This is a genomic window from Streptomyces sp. NPDC003635, assembly GCF_053587635.1.
Window position 1 is genome coordinate 71,559 of sequence record NZ_JBSFOK010000003.1, and the last position, 21,041, is coordinate 92,599.

Below are 21,041 nucleotides of genomic sequence, written 5' to 3' on the forward strand. Positions count from 1 at the left end.
CCGGGTGGGGGAGCTCCGCGTCGGAGCCAAGGAAGCAGGAAAAAGCAATGCGCGTTGGAAGTTTCGTGTTGGCGGCCCAGTTCCCGGGGCAGGGCGAGGGGGAGGCGCTGCATCGCGCGGTCCGCTCGGCCGAGGTCGCGGAGGAGGCGGGGCTCGACTCGGTCTGGCTGGCCGAGCACCACTTCGTGCCGTACGGCACCTGTCCGTCGGCGATCACCCTGGCCGCGCTGCTGCTCGGCCGCACCCGCCGGATCCGGATCGGCACCGCCGTGACCGTGCTGCCCACCGCCCACCCGGTCGCCGTCGGCGAACAGGCGGCGCTGCTGCACCTGACGAGCGGTGGGCGCTTCTCGCTGGGCGTCGGGCGCGGCGGCCCCTGGGTCGACCTGGAGGTCTTCGGCTCCGGTCTGGAGGCCTACGAGACGGGGTTCCCGGAATCACTCGATCTGCTGGTGCGCTGGCTGCGCGAACCGTCGGTGGCGGCCCGCGGGGACCGCTTCTCCTTCCGTGAGGTCCCGGTCGTCCCACGGCCCTCGGAGTCCCTGTCGGGCCCACCCGGTCCCGAGGTCGTCGTCGCCTGCACCTCGCCGAAGAGCGTGCGGCTCGCCGCCGAGCGGGGGCTGCCGATGCTGCTCGGGATGCATGTGGGCGACGAGGAGAAGGCGGAGATGGTCGGCCTGTGGCGGGAGCACGCGCGCGCGGGCGGACGGACACCGGACGAGATCCGGGCGGCGGCCCATGTCTCGGCCGGCGTCTGTCAGATCGCCGACCGGCGCACGGACGCGGCGGAGACCCTCATGAAGGCGATGCCGGGCTGGCTGAAGCAGGGCCTGGAGGCCCATGTGACGGTGGACGGCCGGCACCGCACGATGCGGGACCCGCTGGCCTACACCGAACTGCTCTGCGGGCTGCACCCGGTGGGCACGCCCCGGCTGTGCGCGGACCGTCTCGCGGCGACGAGCGAGCGGACCGGCATCTCCCGCTTCGCCCTGCTCGTCGAGGGCTCGGGCGACCTCGCCGCCACCGAGGAGAACGTACGCCGGCTGGGCGCCGAGGTGCTCCCGCACCTCGGCTGAACCAGGACCCGCGACAGGCCCTGGACCTGTCCGGCCGGACGCTTGCCGCCCCGGTACTCCATGCACCTCCCGCGTACGGAGCGGCAAGCAAGCGGCTCACGGGGTCAGCAGTCCCGGAGCTCCGGAGACTGGTTCAACAGCTGGTTGCGCACCGAGGTGAAGCGAGCCAGCGTCTCGTCGACCGAGGAGTCCAACGGGAACACCGCCACCCGGTGGCAGTTCTGGAAGGCCAGCCGCACACCGAAGTGCCGCTGCAGCGCGCCGCGTATCGCGTCACTCGCAAGCGCACGCAGCAGCTGGCCACGCGCCTGCTCGTCCGGCGGGGGCGTCTGGTTGTCGGCGAACTCTCCACCGTCGACCTTCAGCTGAGCCACCAGGGAGCTGATCATCTCCCACGCGTAGGGCAGGGAGGTCCGGACGCAGTCGACGAAGGCGGCTTCATCGACCTCGCCTCGCTCGGCCTGTTCCAGTAGGGCCGGTGAGACGTCGAGCGACATGAGTTCTCCTCTCGCACCCCCGAACAACAGGGGTTGCCGGACAGGGACGGGAGTTCACTTCCCGAACACGCTGCGTGCACGGATCGCGACCTCCCGTTTACTACGGTAGGCAACAGGCCGTGACGGCACCAGAAGAATGCGTGCATGGGCAACTCCCGGTGTGCTCACAATCGGCCACAACCGAACAGGGCTTATCCAGGGCGAATCGCGTGCACACCAGCCCGTCGAGTAGCGTTGCCGACCATGCGTCTCGTCATTGCCCGATGCTCCGTCGACTACGCGGGCCGGCTCACCGCCCACCTCCCGTCCGCACCCCGTCTGATCCTGGTGAAGGCGGACGGCAGCGTGTCCATCCACGCGGACGACCGGGCCTACAAGCCCCTGAACTGGATGTCCCCGCCGTGCTCGTTGAAGGAGGGCACCGGTGACGAGGACGGCGTGTGGACCGTCACCAACAAGGCGGGCGAGAAGCTCATCATCACGATGGAGGAGATCCTCCACGACTCCTCGCACGAACTCGGCGTCGATCCGGGCCTGATCAAGGACGGCGTGGAAGCACACCTCCAGGAACTGCTCGCGGACCGCATCGAAACGCTGGGAGAGGGCTACTCGCTGATCCGGCGCGAGTACATGACGGCCATCGGCCCGGTGGACATCCTGTGCCGGGACGCCGAAGGTCAGACGGTCGCGGTGGAGATCAAGCGCCGGGGCGAGATCGACGGCGTGGAACAGCTCACGCGCTATCTGGAGCTGCTGAACCGCGATCCCCATCTGGCTCCGGTCCGCGGCATCTTCGCGGCCCAGGAGATCAAGCCCCAGGCCCGGGTGCTCGCGACGGACCGGGGGATCGGTTGCGCGGTGCTCGACTACGACGCGCTGCGGGGCATCGAGGACGACAAGCTGCGGCTGTTCTGAGCCCTTCTTCCACGCTTCGCTTCCGCGCCCCCTCCTGCGGCGCCTCCACGACGACGAAGGCCGGGTCCTGGGAAAGGACCCGGCCTTCCTGTGCCGTGCGGTGCCTCAGATCACGTCGGCCGAGGTGCCGGGGCTCTCCGGCGCGCTCGCGGAACTGCTCGTCTCCGCGGGGGCGCTGGAGGTGGCGGGACCACTGGCCGAGTCCGAGGTGGACGGCGTCGTGGACGGCTCCGTCTCGGTCGGCGTAGGAGTCGGGGTCGGTGTCGTCTCGGTCTCGGTCGGCGTCGGGGTCGGGGTCGAGGACGTCGGCGGCCTGGTGGTCGACGGCGGCCTCGTCGTCGAACTCGGCGGCTTGGTCGTCGGCTTGGTCGGATCCTCGCCCGGTCCGTCCGAGCCGCTCGGGTCGTCCGACGGCTCCGCGGGGTCGTCCGTCGGCGTCGGGTCGTCGGACGTGCCGAGGGTGCCGTCCGGCCCCGGGTCCGTCGGCCGGCTCGTCGCCGTGCCGGTGTCGCCCGACCCCTCGCCGTCGTCCGCCTTGTCGGCGCCCAGGCTGTCGTCGCCCGGGTCCTGGCTGGCCGAGGGGTTGACGCCCACCTGGTCGGACGGGGCGCCGGTCTCGCCCTCGGACGTGGCGCCGAGGGTGACGACCGTGCCGAGCACCGCCACCAGCAGCGCCCCGGCGCCGGCCGCGACGAGGTTGCGCTTGGCGAGACCCTTCAGACCGCCCCGCGCCTTGCGCGAGGGGCCGGGGGCCGAGGTGCGGTGGATGACCAGGGGCGGTTCGCTCGCGGGCGGCTGGAGCGGCGGGAACGGGGCCGGGACACCACCGGGCGGCGACTGCGACTCCTCGTGCCGGGCGTCCGGCACCTCCTCCCCCGCCGTGGCGCCGATCCCCGCCACGAAGCCGACGCCGGGCGTGTCCCCGGTGCGGTCGGCGACCAGCGCCAGGGCCCGGCGGCCCGCGACGGTGCCCCGCTTGTCCGCGAGGGCGCCCCGCAGACCGATGGAGGCCTCCAACTCGGCACGGGCCCGGTCGAACTGTCCGCCGCAGAGCGCGAGGATGCCCAACTCATGGTGGAAATAGGCCTGTTCCCCCACGTCCCCGGCGAGCCTGGCGGCCTCGGCACCGGACCGCAGGGCCCGCTCCCAGGCGCTCCAGTGCAACCCGGCGGCGAAGGCGGGAGCCGCGGTCCGGGCGAGCAGGACCGTCGCGCTCTCCTCGCCCTCCTCGGGCGCTGTGGAGGTCGGCACCAGCACGCTCAGGGCGGCGAGCAGGGCGTCCGCCTCGGCGCACACCCGCTCCGGGGTGACCGAGGGGTGGCCGGCCCACCAGGCGTAGTGCTGGGCGGCGGCCAGGGCGCCGGCCTCGACGCCCTCGGCGTATCCGGCGGCCTCCAGCTGGGTGCGCACGCCCGCGGCGAGGCGGTAGCGCGCGCCGACCGGGGAGACCAGGCCGCAGGCGGCCAGTTCGCCCAGCGCGGCGTCCGCGTGGGTGTCGCCGACGAGGGCGGGCAGATGGGCCTGATGCGGCACCTCGCCGCCCAGTGCGACGGCGATGCGCAGGGCGGCGCGGGCGGAGGCGCTGAGCCGGGAGGCGAGCAGCGGGGCGGGCGCGGCCGCCTCACCGAGCGCCGGCAGGGGTATCTCCTCCCCGTCCTCGGCGTCGAACGGCACGTCGAGGGGCGCGTCCAGGGGCAGCGAGTCCTCGAACACGCCGTACTCGTCGACCGCCCCGGCCCCGGCCCGCAACTGGTCGCGCTGGCGCAGCAGGGCACCGGCCTGGACGAAGCGCAGGGGCAGGCCCTCGGACTCGAACCAGAGGTCGCCGGCCCAGTTGGCCTCGTCCTCGGTGAGTGCCCGGCCGACGGCCCGCTCCAGCAGATCCAGTCCGTCGGCCCGCTCCAGGCCGCTGAGGAAGACCTCTTCCAGCGCGGAGTCGGCGGACGGTGCGGGCACCTCGGGGGTGGCCGCGATCAGGAACGCGCACTCGGGCGTGGCGTCGAGCAGTTCGTCGAGGGCGGCGCCGCCGATCTCGATGTCGTCGAGGACGACGACCGCGCCGATCTCGCCGACGCAGGCGAGCAGTTCGTCCCGGTCGGGGCGGTGCAGGGGTGCGTCGTAGACGGCGTAGAGAAGGTCGTGGAGCAGGTCGCTCGCGGTGCGGTGGAAGCCGTTCAGCCGGACGACGCCGTCGGGGGCGAGGTCCGCGCAGTCCTCGGCGACGACGTCGAGGAGGCTGGTGCGGCCGGAACCGCCGGGACCGGTCAGGCGTACGGAGCGGCCGCGGGCGAGCAGCCGGACGAGCCGTTCGCGCTCCTCCTGGCGGGCCAGCAGGGGCAGTTCCGGCTGGGGCGGTCCGGGCGGGACCGGCGGCCTGGCCGTGCGGTCGGCCTCGGCGCGGGCGGCCGCGGTGAGCTTCGCCGGACGGGTCGGGCGCTCGCCGGGCGGGCAGGCCTCGATCTCGCTGCCGTCGACCGGGTTGACGGTGAGCAGGAAGTCGCCCGAGACCAGCTGGACGGTACGGGCCAGTGCGGGCGTGTGGTGTCCGAAGTCGGGCGTGAGGGGGTCCCTGGGCGGGCGCTGGCGCGGCGCGTCGGCGCCGTCGTCCTGGCCGTACTCCTCGGGTCCCCGGTTGTTCGGGTCCATAGGTTTCAAGCCCCCCAAAAGCGTCGTGTGTGCTGACCCCTCCCGGCCGTTGTGCACACCGCGCTGTCGCTTCTGGTCCGGGCCCGCTCGAAGGGTTGTCACGCAGCGGGCGACCGAACCCTAAACCTTCGCACAGTATCTACGACAGGCCGGGGTACCGCGCCGTCCGAGACGTCACAGCTTCGTGAGGATTGTGCGCGAGGCGCACTTCGCAACCGGAACGTCCGGCCGCTGGACCCCTCCCGCGCCGGTCGTCACACGCGCGGCAGCGACTCCACCCCGATACCGCCCTCGATGGCGAGGATCCGGTGCAGCCGGGTGGCCACCAGCAGGCGCTGCATCTGCGGCGGCACCGCGCGCAGCACCAGGCGTCTGCCGCAGCGGCCGGCCCGCCGGTGCGCCCCCATGATCACCCCAAGTCCGGTGGCGTCCCAGAATTCCAGCTCGGACAGGTCCAGCACGAGATCGCCGACTCCGTCGTCGACGGCCGAGTGCAGGACCGTACGGGCGTCCGCCGCGCTGCGGACGTCGAGGCGGCCCCCGACGACCAGCTCGGCGTGGTCGCCCCTGATGTGCATAGCGCTCCCCTAAGCGTGCGTCTCGTGCTCCGCGATGTGTGTCCGGTGATGCAACCTCTGACGGCGAGAAGCGGTCAGAGGTTGCCGTCTGTAAGCGAACCGATACCGAATTCACCCCGAGGAGTGATACTCCCGGGGCGTGTGCGGTTTCAGTGGCTCAGTGCTTGTAGAAGCCCTGCCCGCTCTTGCGGCCGATGTCACCGGCGTCAACCATCCGGCGCATCAGCTCCGGCGGAGCGAACTTCTCGTCCTGGGACTCGGTGTAGATGTTGCTGGTGGCGTGCAGCAGGATGTCGACGCCGGTGAGGTCCGCCGTGGCGAGCGGGCCCATGGCGTGGCCGAAGCCCAGCTTGCAGGCGAGGTCGATGTCCTCGGCGGTCGCGACGCCCGACTCGTAGAGCTTGGCGGCCTCGACGACGAGGGCGGAGATCAGGCGGGTGGTGACGAAGCCGGCGACGTCGCGGTTCACGACGATGCAGGTCTTGCCGACGGACTCGGCGAACTCCCGCGCGGTGGCGAGGGTTTCGTCGCTGGTCTTGTAGCCGCGCACCAGCTCGCACAGCTGCATCATCGGCACCGGCGAGAAGAAGTGCGTGCCGACGACCCGTTCGGGGCGCTCCGTCACGGCCGCGATCTTGGTGATCGGGATGGCGGAGGTGTTGGAGGCGAGCACCGCGTCGTCCCGCACGATCTTGTCGAGCGCGCGGAAGATCTCGTGCTTGACCTCGAGCTTCTCGAACACGGCCTCGACGACGATGTCGGCGTCGGCACAGGCGTCCAGGTCGGTGGTGGCGGTGATCCGGCCGAGGGCGGCGTCGGCGTCGTGCGCCTCCAGCTTGCCCTTGCTGACGAACTTGTCGTACGAGGCCTTGATGCCGTCGGTGCCCCGCTTCAGGGCCTCGTCGGTGACGTCGCGCAGAACGACGTCCCAGCCCGCCTGAGCGGAGACCTGGGCGATGCCGGAACCCATCAAGCCGGCGCCGATGACGGCAAGCTTCCGTGCCACTGTGCGACTCCCCATTACACGCTGTTTACGTTGCCTCTCCGGCGGACCCTAGCGTTCGTGAGGCGCTGTGTGACCGGTTAGTAACGCGAGTCACGTCTCATCTGACGGACATCACACCGGCAGGGGTCATTCCGCGCCACGGACGGCGTAGTTGAGCACCTTCTCGCCCAACAGGTCCTCGATGTCGTCGAGAAGGACGAGCACTTCGCGTGACACTTCGTCCGGATTGCGCCCCTTGAGCATCTCGCGGCCGACGGAGACGAAGACCGTGTGATGGGTCCAGGCGATCTGACCGGCGACCAGCCCCGGGAGCCGGTCGGCGTCGGACGCGCGGACCTCCGCGCGCAGGGTGGCCTCGAGGTGGTCGTTGATCTCCTGCTGGAGACTCCACAGCCGGGACCGCAGCGTCGGCGCCTCGTGGATGACGCGCATGAAGCGGTCGTAGCCCTCCATGAGGCCGATCCGCGGCGAGACCGCCTCGGCCTCGGCGCGCAGCTCGCGCAGTACCGCGCGGGCGGCCGACTCCCCCACGTCCCGTCCGCGCACCCAGCGCGAGAGCTGCTCGACGACACCGGCGGAACGGTCGAAGAACAGGTCCTCCTTGGCCGGGAAGTAGTTGTAGACGGTGTTCACGGAGACGTCCGCGGCCTCCGCCACCTCCGCGATGGTCACGGTCACGAAGCCGTGCTCCAGGAACAGCCCGGTGGCGATGTCCGAGATCCGCTGTCTCGTCTCGCGCTTCTTCCGCTCCCTGAGCCCTTCCGCCATACCTCCATCCTAGCTTCGATGGGCTCTCTTAAATTTTGGGGTCATTGCAAACTTTAAGAGACTCTGTTTTTCTTGGGTCATGCCCATCATCAGTACGGCCTCGCTGGCCCGCACCTTCCAGACGAAGACCGGCGCGGTGGAAGCCGTCCGCGGGGTCGACCTCACCGTCCGCGAAGGGGAGATCCTCGGCTTTCTCGGGCCGAACGGCGCCGGGAAGACGACCACCCTGCGGATGCTGACGACCCTGCTCGAACCGACCGGCGGCGCCGCCACCGTGGCCGGGCACGACCTCGCGACCGACCCCGCGGGGGTGCGCCGGGCCTGCGGTTACGTGGCCCAGTCGGGCGGAGTCGACCCGCAGATCTCGGTGCGCGAGGAACTGGTCACCCAGGGACGGCTGTACCGGCTGACGAAGGACCAGGCGACCCGGCGAGCCGCCGAACTCGCCCGCGATCTGGGCCTCGCCGAGCTGCTGGACCGCAAGTGCGCCGCGCTCTCCGGAGGTCAGCGGCGCCGTCTCGACATCGCGATGGCCCTCACCCACCGGCCGAAGGTGCTCTTCCTCGACGAACCGACCACCGGTCTCGACCCCGCGAGCCGGGCCGACCTGTGGGAACTGGTGCGGCGGCTGCGCGACGAGCACGGCACGACCGTCTTCCTGACCACCCATTACCTCGACGAGGCCGACGCCCTCGCCGACCGGCTGGTCGTCGTCGACCAGGGCGTGGTCGTCGCCGAGGGCACCCCGAGCGCCCTGAAGCTGAGGTACGGCGGCTCGATCGACGCCTCCCTCCAGGACACCTTCCTCGCCATCACCGGCCGCGGTCCCGCCCCGGCCGACGCCGCCCCCGTAGCCGTATAGGAAACCGATGCTCCTTCACGACACCGCGCTCATCTACGGCCGGTACCTCCGCCAGTCCCTGCGCTCCCGGTTCGCGCTGCTCTTCGGGGTGCTGATGCCGCTGCTGTACCTGCTCTTCTTCGGACCGCTGCTCACCGATCTGCCGCTGGGCGCGCCGGGCAGTTCCTGGCAGGTGCTCGTGCCCGGGCTGCTGCTGCAACTGGGCCTGTTCGGGGCGTCGTTCGCGGGTTTCTCGGTCATCATCGAGTCGGGTCAGGGCGTGGTGGAGCGTATGCGCGTGACCCCCGTCAGCCGCCTCGCGCTGCTGCTCGGGCGCGTCCTGCGCGACGCCACCGTGTTCGTCTTCCAGGCGGTGCTGCTGGTGCTGGCCGCGCTGGTGATGGGGCTGCGGGCGCCACTGGTCGGCGTGCTGATCGGCTTCGGGTTCGTCGCACTGCTGACGCTGTCGCTGGCCTCGCTGTCGTACGCGCTCGCCCTGAAGGTCCGCACCCCGCAGACGTTCGGCCCGGCGGTCAACGCCATGACGATGCCGATGATGCTGCTGTCGGGCCTGATGCTGCCGATGACACTGGGGCCGGCATGGCTGGACGTCCTGTCCCACTTCGTCCCGTTCCGATATCTGGTGGACGCGGTGCGGGACGCCTACGTCGGCGCGTACGCCACGCAGCACATGCTCTACGGCGTCCTGGTCGCGGGCGCTTTCGCCGCCCTGGCCGTGACGGTCGGCACACGCGTGTTCCGAACCGCCGGAGCGTAACTACGCTGGGCTCATGGTCAATCTGACGCGCATCTACACCAGGACCGGCGACCAGGGCACCACGGCGCTCGGTGACATGAGCCGGGTCGCCAAGACCGATCTGCGGATCTCGGCGTACGCCGACACCAATGAGGCGAACGCCGTGATCGGGACGGCGATCGCGCTCGGCGGCCTGGACGAGGAGGTCGTGAAGGTCCTCACCCGCGTGCAGAACGACCTGTTCGACGTGGGCGCGGACCTGTCGACCCCGGTGGTGGAGAACCCCGAGTTCCCACCGCTGCGGGTCGAGCAGTTCTACGTCGACAAGCTGGAGGCCGACTGCGACCGCTTCAACGAGCGCCTGGAGAAATTGCGGTCCTTCATCCTTCCCGGCGGCACCCCGGGCGCGGCCCTGCTCCACCAGGCCTGCACGGTGGTGCGCCGGGCGGAGCGGTCGACCTGGGCCGCGATGGAGGTCCACGGCGAGGTCATGAACCCCCTCACGGCGACCTACCTCAACCGGCTATCGGATCTGCTCTTCATCCTGGCGCGCACGGCCAACAAAACGGTCGGGGACGTGCTCTGGGTCCCCGGTGGGGAGCGCTGACCTCGCGGAAGGCGCCTTCTTCGGCCAGATCGCGTAGGACAGCGCGATCAGGCCGTGGATGCCCGCCGCCCGCCATGCGATGAGGATCCAGCTCTCCAGGGAACCCGTGCGGCCCGGGTCGTCGACGTACCACATGGCGATCAGCAGCAGCGCACTCGCGACCGCGGCGGCCGTGACACTGCCCAGCCACACCTTGCCCTCGTGGCGGGCCCGGGCCATGCCGTAGCGGGGCGGGCCCACCGGCCGCTCGGCGCCGCCGAGGCGGTGCGCGGCATGACCGTCGAGCCATGTCACCGTGCGATGCCCGTGGCCGACCGTGTAGCCGATGTACAGCGCGGCGAGGCCGTGCTTCCAGCTCGGGTCGGCGCCGTTCTTGAGGTCCACCGCGGTGGCCACCAGCAGCACGACCTCCAGCAAGGGCTCGCACAGCAGCAGGGCGAGCCCGGTGCGCGGCATCCGCAGCGGATAGCGGAAGGCGAGCCCCGCCGCCAGCAGCACCCAGAAGCCGACCTCACAGGCGATGATCAGTCCGACGATCACGACACGCTCCTCTCGGTCACCCTTCCAGGCTCCCGGCGCGCGGCGCAGCTTTCGTCGTCGCCGGTGACGAACCGGCGGTACATCGAAAGATGCAGTACGGGACCCTTCCCCGGGATCAGGCGGCGAGGCCGCGGGCCGTGTTGGATGGCTCCATGGCCGTTCCGCTCCCCCGCCCGCACCGGGACGACGTCCGGATCGCGTTCGCCGGGCTGCTCGGCGGGCTGCTCATCTGGGGCGTCGGGCTCGGTACCCGCGCCTCCGACGACCCGATCGTGCTCTGGGAGGGCCGCTGGCCGATCCTGGTGCCGCTCACCGTCATGGCCGCCTGCGAGCTGCTGCGCCGCACCCGCCCCCGGGCCGGCCTGATCGTCGGAACGGTCGCGATCGTCGCGGACACCCTCACCCAGGGCAACCTGGCGACGGTCGTCATGTTCACCGACCTGATCTACGCGGCCGTCCTGTACGGCCCGCCCGCCACCGCACGCCGGGTGCCCTGGATCACCGGCCTGCTGACGGTGGTCGGCACGGTGGTGCCCGTCGCGGTCTGGCAGGAGCCGGAGGCGCTGCTGATCGGCGTGGCCACCGGGATCGTCGCCTTCACCCCCGCCGCCACCGGCTGGATCGTCCGCAACCACCGGGACGCCGCCGAGGCCGCCCGCCTGCACGCCGAACAGACCGCGCTGCTCGCCGAGATGGACCGCGCCCAGGCGGTCACCGCCGAACGCGCCCGGATGGCCCGCGAACTGCACGACATGGTCGCCAACCATCTCTCCGCCATCGCCATCCACTCCACCGCCGCGCTCTCCCTGAACGATGCGAGGACCTCCCAGGAGGCGCTCACGGTGATCCGGGAGAACAGCGTCGAGGGACTCGCCGAGATGCGCCGACTGATCGGCATCCTGCGCGACAGCAGCGGCGACCTCGAACCGGCGGCGGCCCCCACGCTCGACGGACTCGGCGCGCTCGTGGAGGGCGCCCGCACCAACGGCCTCGACGTCCGTCTGACCACCGAGCACGGCAGGCTCCCCGCCCCCGTCGAACTCGCCGCCTACCGCATCGTCCAGGAGTCCCTCACCAACGCCCTCAAGCACGCCTCCCCCGGCCGGGTCACGGTCACCCTCGCCCAGCGCGACGGCGTCCTCGACGTGCGGATCACCAGCCCCTACGGCGACCATGACGGCCCTCGCGCCCCCGGTTCCGGAGCCGGTCTGGTCGGGATGCGGGAGCGGGCCGCGCTGCTGGAGGGCAGCTTCGAGGCGGCCCCGGAGACGTCGGCGGAGGGCAGGATCTGGGCCGTGCGTGCCACGCTTCCCGTGACCGAAGGAGACCGAGAATGATCCGCGTCCTCGTCGCCGAGGACCAGTCCGCCGTCCGCGCCGGACTGGTCCTGATCCTGCGCAGCGCGCCCGACATCGAGGTGGTCGGCGAGGCGGCGGACGGCGAGCAGGCGGTGACGCTGGCCCGCGAGCTGCGCCCCGACCTGGTGCTGATGGACGTGCAGATGCCACGTCTGGACGGGGTGTCGGCGACCCGGAAGGTGGTCGGTGAACAGCTCGCGGACGTGCTGGTGCTGACCACCTTCGATCTCGACGAGTATGTGTTCGGGGCGCTGCGGGCGGGCGCGTCCGGATTCCTGCTGAAGAACACCGACGCCCGGGACCTTCTGGAAGCCGTACGGACGGTGGCGCGCGGTGAGGGCGTCGTCGCCCCCGCCGTCACCCGGCGGCTGATCGCCGAGTTCGCCGCGGGGCCCGTGCGCGAGCCGAGAGCCGATCCGGCCGTGCTCGAGTCGCTGACCCGGCGGGAGCGCGAGGTGCTGTCCTGCCTCGGCGAGGGGCTGTCCAACGCGGACATCGCGACCCGCCTGGAGATGGCGGAGGCGACGGTGAAGACGCACGTCAGCCGGTTGCTGGGGAAGCTGGAGCTGCGCAGCCGGGTGCAAGCGGCGGTGCTGGCACAGGAGTTGGGGATCTAGCGAGCACGGGGGTCGCCGGGGCGGCGCCGAAGACGCATGTGGTCTGGACCTATTGACCTGTGGTCCAGACCTTTCTATTCTCGCGGCACCGTGGGCGAGAAGGCTCAGTCCCGCCCCAACACCCCTTTCAGAAAAGGGAGGCGCAGCATGCGCTTCAGACACAGAGCCGCGGCAGGGTTCGCGACCCTGTTGCTCCCCTTCGCCGGCCTGGTCGGCCTCGCGAGCCCCGCCCAGGCGGCCACCGAGGCCACCGCCACCTACGTCAAGACCCAGGACTGGGGCTCCGGCTTCGAGGGCAAGTGGACGGTGAAGAACACCGGCACCACCACCCTCACCTCCTGGACCGTCGAGTGGGACTTCCCCTCCGGCACCTCCGTCGGCTCCGGCTGGGACGCCGACTTCAGCTCCTCCGGGACCCACTGGACCGCCAAGAACAAGTCCTGGAACGGCACCCTCGCCCCCGGCGCGTCCGTCTCCTTCGGCTTCAACGGCACCGGCTCCGGCTCCCCCGCCAACTGCAAGCTCAACGGCGGCAGTTGTGACGGCGGCTCGGTCCCCGGCGACGCGGCTCCCTCCGCGCCGGGCACCCCGACCGCCTCCGACGTCACCAACACCTCGGTGAAGCTCGCCTGGAGCGCGGCCACCGACGACAAGGGCATCAAGAACTACGACGTCCTGCGCGGCGGCACCAAGGTCGCGACGGTGACGACCACGTCGTACACGGACACCGGCCTGACCGCCGGCACGGACTACTCCTACACCGTGCAGGCCCGGGACACCGCCGACCAGACCGGACCGGTCAGCGGCGCGGTCGCGGTCCGCACCACCGGCGGCGGCACCGACCCCGACCCGGAGCCCGGCTCCAAGGTCAACCTCGGCTACTTCACCGAGTGGGGCGTCTACGGCCGCAACTACCACGTCAAGAACCTGGTGTCCTCCGGCTCCGCGTCGAAGATCACGCACATCAACTACGCGTTCGGCAACGTCAAGAACGGTCAGTGCACCGTCGATGACACCTACGCCGCCTACGACAAGGCCTACACCGCCGACCAGTCGGTCAGCGGCACCGCCGACACCTGGGACCAGCCGCTGCGCGGCAACTTCAACCAGCTGCGTCAGCTGAAGGCCAAGTACCCGCACATCAAGGTGCTGTACTCCTTCGGCGGCTGGACCTACTCCGGCGGCTTCGGCCAGGCCGCGCAGAACCCGGCCGCGTTCGCCAAGTCCTGCAAGGCCGTGGTCGAGGACCCGCGCTGGGCCGATGTCTTCGACGGCATCGACATCGACTGGGAGTACCCGAACGCCTGCGGTCTGACCTGCGACACCTCGGGCGCCGCTGCCTTCAAGAACCTCTCCCAGGCGCTGCGTGCCGAGTTCGGCTCGAACTACCTCATCACGGCGGCCATCACGGCCGACGCCTCCAGCGGCGGCAAGATCGACGCGGCCGACTACGGCGGCGCCGCGCAGTACCTCGACTGGTACAACGTGATGACGTACGACTACTTCGGTGCCTGGGACAAGACGGGCCCGACGGCCCCGCACTCCCCGCTCACCTCGTACTCGGGCATCCCGAAGGCGGGCTTCAACTCGGCCGACGCCATCGCCAAGCTCAAGGCCAAGGGCGTCCCGGCGAGCAAGCTCCTGCTCGGCATCGGCTTCTACGGCCGCGGCTGGACCGGCGTCACCCAGTCCGCCCCCGGCGGCACGGCGACCGGCCCGGCGACCGGCACCTACGAGGCCGGCATCGAGGACTACAAGATCCTCAAGAACTCCTGCCCCGCCACCGGAACCGTCGGCGGCACGGCGTACGCGCACTGCGGCAGCAACTGGTGGTCCTACGACACCCCGGCCACCATCGGCACCAAGATGAGCTGGGCCAAGAGCCAGGGCCTGGGCGGTGCCTTCTTCTGGGAGTTCAGCGGCGACACCAGCAACGGTGAACTGGTGAGCGCCATCAGTAACGGACTGAAGTAAGCACCATCAGCTACTAGGCGACATTGACGCGCTGACCGGGCGGGGCTGCCTCAAGCCACGCGAGGAAACCGGTCAGCGCGTCTTCGCTCATCGCGAGCTCCAGACGCATGCCCCGGTGCAGACAGGTCAGGATGACGGCGTCGGAGAGCAGCGCCAGCTCCTCCTCGCCCTCGGGCAGCCGGCGTCCGGCGACCTCGATGGCGGCGCGCTCCAGGACCCGGCGCGGCCGGTACGCGTAGGAGAAGACGCGGTACCACTCGATGCGGTCGCCGTTGTAGCGGGCGACGCCGTAGGACCAGCCCTTGCCGCTGGTGTCGGTCTTCTCCGGGGTGTCCCAGCGCAGGGAGCAGTCGAAGGTGCCGCCGGAGCGCTGGATGAGCCTGCGGCGCAGCCCGAAGACGAACAGCCCGAGCACCACAAGGGCCACGACGATTCCGCACACAGTCAGAGCGAGGACCATCGACACCGACCTCCTCGTCTCCTAGGTACCTTCAGATCAGGTAACGGAACGGAAAAAACATCCATATCTGCCTCAGCCGCGGCGGGCACCGGATCGCTCCGGTCCCAGCCGCGGCTGAGTGACGTCATCGCGTGGCGCGATCCCGCTGAATCTAGCGGGCCGCCGCGGCACGCAGGCGGACATCGGCGCGACGCTCGGCGGCGGCGTCGCCCTCCGCCTTCGCACGCTCCAGCTCGCGCTCCGCGCGCTGGACGTCGATCTCGTCCGACAGCTCGGCGATCTCGGCCAGCAGCGACAGCTTGTTGTCCGCGAACGAGATGAAACCGCCGTGCACCGCGGCGACGACCGTTCCACCTTCACTCGTACGGATGGTCACCGGGCCCGACTCCAGCACACCGAGCAGCGGCTGGTGACCGGGCATGACGCCGATGTCGCCGGACGTGGTGCGCGCGACGACCAGGGTGGCCTGGCCGGACCAGACCTCTCGGTCGGCGGCGACCAGCGCGACGTGCAGCTCAGCAGCCAAGGGAGGCTCCTCGGGTCACCACCCGGCGGTTGTGCCGGGTGTTGGTTACAAGTCTAGTGGGCGTGCGTGAGGGGGCGGGACGTGCCCCGCCCCCTCACCAAGAGCACGTGGCTCAGGAGACGCCCAGCTCCTTGGCGTTGGCCTTGAGGTCCTCGAGGCCACCGCACATGAAGAACGCCTGCTCCGGGAAGTGGTCGTACTCGCCGTCGCAGATCGCGTTGAAGGCCGCGATCGACTCGTCCAGCGGGACGTCCGACCCGTCGACGCCGGTGAACTGCTTGGCGACGTGGGTGTTCTGGGACAGGAAGCGCTCCACGCGACGGGCACGGTGGACGACGAGCTTGTCCTCCTCGCCGAGCTCGTCGATACCGAGGATCGCGATGATGTCCTGGAGGTCCTTGTACTTCTGCAGGATCGTCTTGACGCGCATGGCGGCGTCGTAGTGGTCCTGCGCGATGTAGCGCGGGTCCAGGATGCGGGACGTGGAGTCCAGCGGGTCCACGGCCGGGTAGATGCCCTTCTCGGAGATCGGACGGGACAGAACCGTCGTCGCGTCGAGGTGGGCGAAGGTGGTGGCCGGGGCCGGGTCGGTCAGGTCGTCCGCGGGGACGTAGATCGCCTGCATCGAGGTGATCGAGTGACCACGGGTCGAGGTGATGCGCTCCTGGAGGAGACCCATCTCGTCGGCCAGGTTCGGCTGGTAGCCCACCGCGGAGGGCATCCGGCCGAGCAGGGTCGACACCTCGGAACCGGCCTGGGTGAAGCGGAAGATGTTGTCGATGAAGAACAGCACGTCCTGCTTCTGCACATCGCGGAAGTACTCCGCCATGGTCAGACCGGCGAGGGCCACGCGCAGACGGGTGCCCGGGGGCTCGTCCATCTGACCGAAGACCAGCGCGGTCTTGTCGATGACGCCGGAGTCCGACATCTCCTCGATGAGGTCGTTGCCCTCACGGGTGCGCTCACCGACACCGGCGAACACCGACACACCGTCGTGGTTGTTGGCGACGCGGTAGATCATCTCCTGGATGAGCACCGTCTTGCCGACGCCGGCACCGCCGAACAGACCGATCTTTCCACCCTTGACGTACGGGGTGAGAAGGTCGATGACCTTGACGCCGGTCTCGAACATCTCGGTCTTCGACTCGAGCTCGTCGAAGTTCGGCGCCTTGCGGTGGATGCCCCAGCGCTCGCCGTCGTAGGACTCGTCGACGTTCAGCACCTCACCGAGGGTGTTGAACACCTTGCCCTTGGTGAAGTCGCCGACCGGCACCGTGATGGAGGCACCGGTGTCGGTCACCGGGGCCTGGCGCACCAGACCGTCGGTGGGCTGCATCGAGATCGTCCGGACCAGGCCGTCACCCAGGTGCTGGGCGACCTCCAGGGTCAGGATCTTCTTCTCGCCGGCGTTGGCCGGGTCGGCCACCTCGACGTGAAGGGCGTTGTAGATGTCCGGCATCGCGTCGACGGGGAATTCCACGTCGACGACCGGGCCGATGACCCGGGCGACGCGGCCCGTGGCAGCGGCCGTCTCAACTGTCGTCGTCATTACCTGTCACTCCCCGCGCTCGCGTCGGCCAGGGCTGCGGAGCCACCGACGATCTCGCTGATTTCCTGGGTGATTTCGGCCTGGCGGGCCGCGTTGGCAAGCCGGGAGAGGTTCTCGATGAGCTCTCCGGCGTTGTCGGTCGCCGACTTCATCGCGCGCCGCGTGGCGGCGTGCTTGGAGGCGGCCGACTGGAGCAGCGCGTTGTAGATACGGCTCTCCACGTAGCGCGGCAGCAGGGCGTCGAGGACGTCCTCCGCCGACGGCTCGAAGTCGTACAGCGGGAGGATCTCGCCCTTGGGGGCGGCCTCCGCCGCGACCTCGTCGAGGCTGAGCGGCAGCAGACGGTCGTCGAGCGCCGTCTGCGTCATCATCGAGACGAACTCGGTGAAGACGATGTGGAGCTCGTCCACGCCGCCCTCGGCCGTGTCCTTCTCGATGGCCTCGATGAGCGGCGCCGCGACCTTCTTGGCGTCCGCGTACGACGGCTCGTCCGTGAACCCGGTCCACGACTCCGAGACCTTGCGCTCACGGAAGTTGTAGTGCGCCAGACCACGCCGGCCGACGATGTAGACGTCGACCTGCTTGCCCTCGCGCTCCAGGCGCTCCGTCAGCAGCTCCGCGGCCTTGATGGCGTTGGAGTTGAAGGCGCCGGCCAGACCGCGGTCGCTCGTCAGGAGCAGCACCGCGGACCGCGTGACCGTCTCGGCCTGCGTGGTCAGCGGGTGCTTGGTGTTCGAGCCGGTGCCGACCGCCGTGACCGCGCGGGTGAGCTCGGTCGCGTAGGGCGTGGAGGCCGCCACCTTGCGCTGCGCCTTGACGACGCGCGAGGCGGCGATCATCTCCATCGCCTTCGTGATCTTCTTGGTCGCGGTGACGGATCGGATGCGACGCTTGTAGACCCGGAGCTGGGCTCCCATGAGTCAGGTCCCTTCCTTACGTCACTTGGAGGCGCTGGTCGCCTTCGGGGCGGCCGGTGCCTCTTCGCCGAGAAGCTTGCCTTCCGACGTCTCGAACTGCTTCTTGAAGTCGACGATCGCGTCGGCAACGGCCGTCAGCGTGTCGTCGGACAGCTTGCCGCCCTCCTTGATGGAGGTCATGAGGCCCTGCTCCTTGCGGTGCAGGTACTCCAGCAGCTCCTTCTCGAAGCGGCGGATGTCCGCGACCGGCACGTCGTCCATCTTGCCGGTGGTGCCGGCCCACACGGAGACGACCTGGTCCTCGGTCGACATCGGCTGGTACTGAGCCTGCTTCAGCAGCTCGACCATGCGCTGACCGCGCTCCAGCTGGGCCTTCGACGCGGCGTCCAGGTCGGAACCGAACGCGGCGAACGCCTCCAGCTCACGGAACTGGGCGAGGTCCACGCGGAGACGACCGGAGACCTGCTTCATCGCCTTGTGCTGCGCGGAACCACCGACTCGGGAGACGGAGATACCGACGTTCAGCGCGGGGCGCTGACCGGCGTTGAACAGGTCCGACTCCAGGAAGCACTGGCCGTCGGTGATGGAGATGACGTTGGTCGGGATGAACGCCGAGACGTCGTTGGCCTTGGTCTCGACGATCGGCAGACCGGTCATCGAGCCGGCGCCCATGTCGTCGGAGAGCTTCGCGCAGCGCTCCAGCAGACGGGAGTGCAGGTAGAAGACGTCACCCGGGTAGGCCTCACGGCCCGGCGGGCGGCGCAGCAGCAGCGACACGGCGCGGTAGGCGTCGGCCTGCTTCGAGAGGTCGTCGAAGATGATGAGGACGTGCTTGCCCTCGTACATCCACTGCTGACCGATGGCCGAACCGGTGTACGGCGCCAGGTACTTGAAGCCGGCCGGGTCGGACGCCGGGGCGGCGACGATGGTCGTGTACTCCAGCGCGCCGTTCTCCTCCAGCGCGCGGCGGACCGACGCGATCGTCGAGCCCTTCTGACCGATGGCGACGTAGATGCAGCGGACCTGCTTGTTCGGGTCGCCGGTGCGCCAGTTGTCACGCTGGTTGATGATCGTGTCGACGGCCAGGGCGGTCTTGCCGGTCTGGCGGTCACCGATGATCAGCTGACGCTGACCACGGCCGATCGGGGTCATCGCGTCGACGGCCTTGTAGCCGGTCTCCATCGGCTCGTGCACCGACTTGCGCTGCATGACCGTGGGGGCCTGCAGCTCCAGGGCGCGGCGACCGGACGTCTCGATCTCGCCGAGACCGTCGATCGGGTTGCCGAGGGGGTCGACGACACGGCCGAGGTAGCCCTCGCCGACGGCCACGGAGAGAACCTCACCGGTGCGCTGCACCGGCTGTCCCTCCTCGATGCCGCTGAACTCACCGAGGACGATGGCACCGATCTCGCGCTCCTCGAGGTTGAGGGCGAGGCCGAGGGTGCCGTCCTCGAACTTCAGCAGTTCGTTGGCCATGGCCGAGGGAAGACCCTCGACCTTCGCGATGCCGTCGCCGGCAAGGGTGACCGTACCGACCTCCTCGCGCGAGGCCGCGTCCGGCTTGTACGACTGGACGAAGGTCTCCAGTGCGTCCCGGATCTCCTCCGGCCGGATCGTGAGCTCCGCCATCTGGGTTCCCTGCTCTCCTTGTTGGGCCCGAAGTTTCACTTTGGGGGTCTGGGGGCGACCCCCAGGATTCTTCATGTACGGCCCAACCAGGGCCGTCGTAAGTACGTACTGCTATGAAGTTGCTGCTCAGCTCGCCAGTCGGCGGCCGGCGTCCTCGATGCGGTCGGCGAGGGAGCCGTTGATGACCTCGTCACCGACCTGCACCCGGATCCCGCCGAGGACCTCGGGGTCCACGTCGAGGTTGAGGTGCATCTGACGGCCGTAGAGCTTCGCCAGCGCGGCGCCGAGGCGCTGCTTCTGGCCGTCGCTCAGCGGCACCGCGGAGGTGACCACGGCGACCATCCGGTCCCGGCGCTCGGCGGCGAGCTTGGACAGGGCCTCGAGGCCCGTCTCCAGGCTACGTCCACGCGGCGCGGTCACAAGGCGCGTCACCAGACGCTCGGTCACGGCGTCGGCCCGGCCACCGAGCAGGCTGCGCAGCAGCTCGCTCTTGGCCGCCTTGCTCGCCGAGCGGTTGGTCAGCGCGGCCCGCAGCTCGGTGCTGGAGGAGACGATCCGGCCGAACCGGAACAGCTCGTCCTCGACGTTGTCGAGCGTGCCCGCCTTCTGCGCGGCGGTGAGGTCGGCGGTGTTCGCCAGCTGCTCCAGGGCGTCCACCAGGTCGCGGGACTGCGACCAGCGGGAGCGCACCAGACCGGCCAGCAGGTCCGCGGTCTCGCCGCCGACCTGGCCGCCGAGCAGCCGCTGGGCCAGCTCTGCCTTGGCCTCACCGGCCTGCGCCGGGTCGGTGAGGACCCGACGCAGCGACACCTCGCGGTCGAGCAGCGCGGTGACGGCCGCCAGCTCGTCGGCGAGCTGCGCCGCGTCCACGGACGTCGAGTCCGTCAGCGCGTCGAGACGCTCACGTCCGGCTGCCAGGGCCTCGCGGCTCGCTCCGTTCATCGCGTGGCCTCGGCCTTCTCCTCGAGCTCGTCGAGGAAGCGGTCGATGACACGGCTCTGGCGGGCGTGGTCCTCGAGGGACTCGCCGACGAGCTTGCCGGCCAGGTCGGTGGCGAGCTTGCCGACGTCTCCACGGAGCGCGGACGCGGCGGCCTTGCGGTCGGCCTCGATCTGGGCGTGACCGGCGGCGACGATCTCCTCGCGCTGCCGCTGGCCTTCCGCACGCATCTCGGCGATGAGCGCGGCGCCCTGCTCCTGCGCCTCCTGGCGCAGACGCGCGGCCTCGTGCCGGGCCTCGGCGAGCTGTGCCTTGTACTGCTCAAGGACGCTCTGGGCCTCGACCTTCATGGCCTCGGCCTCTTCGATACCGCCTTCGATCGCCGCGCGGCGCTCCTCCAGAACCTTGTTGATGTTCGGAAGCAGCTTCTTCCAGAAGAAGAAGAACACGATGGCGAAGGCGATGGTGCCGACGAGCAGCTCGGGGCCGGGCGGAACGAGCGGGTTCTGCTCTTCCTCGGCCGCCAGCTGTACCAGGTTGGCGATCACATCAGTGCCTTTCGTCGATTCGTGTCAGTAAGGGTTGATCACTTACCGAACACGAACGGCATAACGATGCCGATGAGGGCGAGCGCCTCACAGAACGCGAAGCCCAGGATCTGGTTGGCGCGGATCAGACCGGCAGCCTCGGGCTGACGGGCGAGCGCCTGCGTGCCGTTACCGAAGATGATGCCGACGCCGACGCCGGGGCCGATGGCGGCAAGGCCGTAGCCGATGGAACCGAGGGAGCCGGTGACGCCTTCGGCGGCGAGGGTCTGGAGAGCGGACATGCCGGTTCTTCC

Annotated in this window: 22 protein-coding genes; 8 read left to right on the plus strand and 14 right to left on the minus strand. The window is 70.1% G+C overall.

The window, feature by feature from the left end:
- The first annotated feature begins 47 nt into the window (after positions 1–47).
- A complete protein-coding gene (locus tag ACWDRW_RS04050; protein WP_451719748.1) occupies positions 48–1,076 on the plus strand; it encodes an LLM class flavin-dependent oxidoreductase in 1,029 nt (342 codons plus the stop codon).
- Positions 1,077–1,180: 104 nt separating this feature from the next.
- Here ACWDRW_RS04050 and ACWDRW_RS04055 read toward each other — a convergent pair whose 3' ends face one another.
- Positions 1,181–1,573 carry an SCO5389 family protein gene (locus ACWDRW_RS04055; protein ID WP_015657788.1) on the minus strand — a complete coding sequence of 131 codons (393 nt, stop codon included), beginning with the start codon at positions 1,571–1,573 and terminating at the stop codon, positions 1,181–1,183.
- A gap of 243 nt (positions 1,574–1,816) precedes the next feature.
- On the opposite strand from ACWDRW_RS04055, the gene nucS reads away from it, so the two are divergent.
- The gene (nucS, locus tag ACWDRW_RS04060; RefSeq protein ID WP_451719751.1) at positions 1,817–2,488 is read left to right on the plus strand and encodes an endonuclease NucS; all 672 of its coding nucleotides are present in this window, start codon (positions 1,817–1,819) and stop codon (positions 2,486–2,488) included.
- Between the two features lie 105 nt (positions 2,489–2,593).
- Here nucS and ACWDRW_RS04065 read toward each other — a convergent pair whose 3' ends face one another.
- The 4 genes from ACWDRW_RS04065 to ACWDRW_RS04080 all read right to left on the minus strand — a co-directional run bounded on the left by ACWDRW_RS04065 (position 2,594) and on the right by ACWDRW_RS04080 (position 7,486).
- Positions 2,594–5,134 carry an ATP-binding protein gene (locus ACWDRW_RS04065; RefSeq protein ID WP_451719754.1) on the minus strand — a complete coding sequence of 847 codons (2,541 nt, stop codon included), beginning with the start codon at positions 5,132–5,134 and terminating at the stop codon, positions 2,594–2,596.
- Between the two features lie 254 nt (positions 5,135–5,388).
- The gene (locus ACWDRW_RS04070) at positions 5,389–5,712 is read right to left on the minus strand and encodes an STAS domain-containing protein (RefSeq protein WP_451719757.1); all 324 of its coding nucleotides are present in this window, start codon (positions 5,710–5,712) and stop codon (positions 5,389–5,391) included.
- A gap of 157 nt (positions 5,713–5,869) precedes the next feature.
- Positions 5,870–6,718 carry a 3-hydroxyacyl-CoA dehydrogenase family protein gene (locus tag ACWDRW_RS04075; RefSeq protein ID WP_451719760.1) on the minus strand — a complete coding sequence of 283 codons (849 nt, stop codon included), beginning with the start codon at positions 6,716–6,718 and terminating at the stop codon, positions 5,870–5,872.
- A gap of 126 nt (positions 6,719–6,844) precedes the next feature.
- Positions 6,845–7,486 carry a TetR/AcrR family transcriptional regulator gene (locus tag ACWDRW_RS04080; protein ID WP_451719762.1) on the minus strand — a complete coding sequence of 214 codons (642 nt, stop codon included), beginning with the start codon at positions 7,484–7,486 and terminating at the stop codon, positions 6,845–6,847.
- A gap of 79 nt (positions 7,487–7,565) precedes the next feature.
- Here ACWDRW_RS04080 and ACWDRW_RS04085 point away from each other — a divergent pair, with 79 nt between their 5' ends.
- The 3 genes from ACWDRW_RS04085 to ACWDRW_RS04095 are packed head-to-tail and all read left to right on the plus strand — an operon-like array spanning position 7,566 to position 9,691.
- A complete protein-coding gene (locus tag ACWDRW_RS04085; protein ID WP_451719765.1) occupies positions 7,566–8,348 on the plus strand; it encodes an ABC transporter ATP-binding protein in 783 nt (260 codons plus the stop codon).
- A gap of 7 nt (positions 8,349–8,355) precedes the next feature.
- Positions 8,356–9,105 (plus strand): ABC transporter permease, encoded by a 750-nt coding sequence (locus tag ACWDRW_RS04090; RefSeq protein WP_451719768.1) that lies wholly within the window; start codon positions 8,356–8,358, stop codon positions 9,103–9,105.
- Between the two features lie 13 nt (positions 9,106–9,118).
- Complete coding sequence (locus tag ACWDRW_RS04095) at positions 9,119–9,691, plus strand: cob(I)yrinic acid a,c-diamide adenosyltransferase (RefSeq protein ID WP_451719771.1); 573 nt, start codon at positions 9,119–9,121, stop codon at positions 9,689–9,691.
- On the opposite strand, the gene ACWDRW_RS04100 is transcribed toward ACWDRW_RS04095, so the two are convergent.
- Positions 9,608–10,231, minus strand: coding sequence for a hypothetical protein (locus ACWDRW_RS04100; RefSeq protein ID WP_451719774.1), 624 nt, complete (start codon positions 10,229–10,231; stop codon positions 9,608–9,610). The genes ACWDRW_RS04095 and ACWDRW_RS04100 overlap by 84 nt on opposite strands.
- A gap of 152 nt (positions 10,232–10,383) precedes the next feature.
- Here ACWDRW_RS04100 and ACWDRW_RS04105 point away from each other — a divergent pair, with 152 nt between their 5' ends.
- The 3 genes from ACWDRW_RS04105 to ACWDRW_RS04115 all read left to right on the plus strand — a co-directional run bounded on the left by ACWDRW_RS04105 (position 10,384) and on the right by ACWDRW_RS04115 (position 14,180).
- The gene (locus ACWDRW_RS04105) at positions 10,384–11,568 is read left to right on the plus strand and encodes a sensor histidine kinase (protein WP_451719777.1); all 1,185 of its coding nucleotides are present in this window, start codon (positions 10,384–10,386) and stop codon (positions 11,566–11,568) included.
- Positions 11,565–12,206, plus strand: coding sequence for a response regulator (locus tag ACWDRW_RS04110; RefSeq protein ID WP_451719780.1), 642 nt, complete (start codon positions 11,565–11,567; stop codon positions 12,204–12,206). The genes ACWDRW_RS04105 and ACWDRW_RS04110 overlap by 4 nt, the downstream gene beginning before the upstream one ends.
- 147 nt (positions 12,207–12,353) lie before the next feature.
- A complete protein-coding gene (locus tag ACWDRW_RS04115) occupies positions 12,354–14,180 on the plus strand; it encodes a glycosyl hydrolase family 18 protein (RefSeq protein ID WP_451719783.1) in 1,827 nt (608 codons plus the stop codon).
- Positions 14,181–14,193: 13 nt separating this feature from the next.
- Here ACWDRW_RS04115 and ACWDRW_RS04120 read toward each other — a convergent pair whose 3' ends face one another.
- The 8 genes from ACWDRW_RS04120 to ACWDRW_RS04155 form a co-directional block, all read right to left on the minus strand.
- Positions 14,194–14,640 carry a DUF2550 domain-containing protein gene (locus ACWDRW_RS04120; RefSeq protein WP_451719786.1) on the minus strand — a complete coding sequence of 149 codons (447 nt, stop codon included), beginning with the start codon at positions 14,638–14,640 and terminating at the stop codon, positions 14,194–14,196.
- A gap of 151 nt (positions 14,641–14,791) precedes the next feature.
- The gene (locus ACWDRW_RS04125) at positions 14,792–15,166 is read right to left on the minus strand and encodes a F0F1 ATP synthase subunit epsilon (RefSeq protein WP_186284963.1); all 375 of its coding nucleotides are present in this window, start codon (positions 15,164–15,166) and stop codon (positions 14,792–14,794) included.
- A 112-nt stretch (positions 15,167–15,278) separates the two neighbouring features.
- Entirely contained in the window at positions 15,279–16,715 is a 1,437-nt protein-coding gene (gene atpD / locus ACWDRW_RS04130) for a F0F1 ATP synthase subunit beta (protein ID WP_451719790.1), read from the minus strand.
- Entirely contained in the window at positions 16,715–17,632 is a 918-nt protein-coding gene (locus ACWDRW_RS04135) for a F0F1 ATP synthase subunit gamma (protein WP_451719793.1), read from the minus strand. The genes atpD and ACWDRW_RS04135 overlap by 1 nt, the downstream gene beginning before the upstream one ends.
- A gap of 21 nt (positions 17,633–17,653) precedes the next feature.
- Positions 17,654–19,261, minus strand: a complete 1,608-nt coding sequence (gene atpA / locus ACWDRW_RS04140) for a F0F1 ATP synthase subunit alpha (RefSeq protein ID WP_451719796.1) — start codon at positions 19,259–19,261, stop codon at positions 17,654–17,656.
- 126 nt (positions 19,262–19,387) lie between these two features.
- Positions 19,388–20,203 (minus strand): F0F1 ATP synthase subunit delta, encoded by an 816-nt coding sequence (locus ACWDRW_RS04145; RefSeq protein ID WP_451719799.1) that lies wholly within the window; start codon positions 20,201–20,203, stop codon positions 19,388–19,390.
- The gene (locus tag ACWDRW_RS04150) at positions 20,200–20,748 is read right to left on the minus strand and encodes a F0F1 ATP synthase subunit B (RefSeq protein ID WP_451719802.1); all 549 of its coding nucleotides are present in this window, start codon (positions 20,746–20,748) and stop codon (positions 20,200–20,202) included. The genes ACWDRW_RS04145 and ACWDRW_RS04150 overlap by 4 nt, the downstream gene beginning before the upstream one ends.
- A gap of 38 nt (positions 20,749–20,786) precedes the next feature.
- Entirely contained in the window at positions 20,787–21,029 is a 243-nt protein-coding gene (locus ACWDRW_RS04155) for an ATP synthase subunit c family protein (RefSeq protein WP_250075997.1), read from the minus strand.
- Positions 21,030–21,041 lie beyond the last annotated feature (12 nt).

Excerpts from the sequence above, each read along its gene's own strand:
- ACWDRW_RS04050 (WP_451719748.1), top strand. The coding sequence starts at position 48 with ATGCGCGTTGGAAGTTTCGTGTTGGCGGCCCAGTTCCCGGGGCAGGGC.
- ACWDRW_RS04055 (WP_015657788.1), bottom strand. The coding sequence starts at position 1,573 with ATGTCGCTCGACGTCTCACCGGCCCTACTGGAACAGGCCGAGCGAGGC.
- nucS (WP_451719751.1), top strand. The coding sequence starts at position 1,817 with ATGCGTCTCGTCATTGCCCGATGCTCCGTCGACTACGCGGGCCGGCTC.
- ACWDRW_RS04065 (WP_451719754.1), bottom strand. The coding sequence starts at position 5,134 with ATGGACCCGAACAACCGGGGACCCGAGGAGTACGGCCAGGACGACGGC.
- ACWDRW_RS04070 (WP_451719757.1), bottom strand. The coding sequence starts at position 5,712 with ATGCACATCAGGGGCGACCACGCCGAGCTGGTCGTCGGGGGCCGCCTC.
- ACWDRW_RS04080 (WP_451719762.1), bottom strand. The coding sequence starts at position 7,486 with ATGGCGGAAGGGCTCAGGGAGCGGAAGAAGCGCGAGACGAGACAGCGG.
- ACWDRW_RS04085 (WP_451719765.1), top strand. The coding sequence starts at position 7,566 with ATGCCCATCATCAGTACGGCCTCGCTGGCCCGCACCTTCCAGACGAAG.
- ACWDRW_RS04090 (WP_451719768.1), top strand. The coding sequence starts at position 8,356 with ATGCTCCTTCACGACACCGCGCTCATCTACGGCCGGTACCTCCGCCAG.
- ACWDRW_RS04095 (WP_451719771.1), top strand. The coding sequence starts at position 9,119 with ATGGTCAATCTGACGCGCATCTACACCAGGACCGGCGACCAGGGCACC.
- ACWDRW_RS04105 (WP_451719777.1), top strand. The coding sequence starts at position 10,384 with ATGGCCGTTCCGCTCCCCCGCCCGCACCGGGACGACGTCCGGATCGCG.
- ACWDRW_RS04110 (WP_451719780.1), top strand. The coding sequence starts at position 11,565 with ATGATCCGCGTCCTCGTCGCCGAGGACCAGTCCGCCGTCCGCGCCGGA.
- ACWDRW_RS04115 (WP_451719783.1), top strand. The coding sequence starts at position 12,354 with ATGCGCTTCAGACACAGAGCCGCGGCAGGGTTCGCGACCCTGTTGCTC.
- ACWDRW_RS04120 (WP_451719786.1), bottom strand. The coding sequence starts at position 14,640 with ATGGTCCTCGCTCTGACTGTGTGCGGAATCGTCGTGGCCCTTGTGGTG.
- atpD (WP_451719790.1), bottom strand. The coding sequence starts at position 16,715 with ATGACGACGACAGTTGAGACGGCCGCTGCCACGGGCCGCGTCGCCCGG.
- ACWDRW_RS04135 (WP_451719793.1), bottom strand. The coding sequence starts at position 17,632 with ATGGGAGCCCAGCTCCGGGTCTACAAGCGTCGCATCCGATCCGTCACC.
- atpA (WP_451719796.1), bottom strand. The coding sequence starts at position 19,261 with ATGGCGGAGCTCACGATCCGGCCGGAGGAGATCCGGGACGCACTGGAG.
- ACWDRW_RS04145 (WP_451719799.1), bottom strand. The coding sequence starts at position 20,203 with ATGAACGGAGCGAGCCGCGAGGCCCTGGCAGCCGGACGTGAGCGTCTC.
- ACWDRW_RS04155 (WP_250075997.1), bottom strand. The coding sequence starts at position 21,029 with ATGTCCGCTCTCCAGACCCTCGCCGCCGAAGGCGTCACCGGCTCCCTC.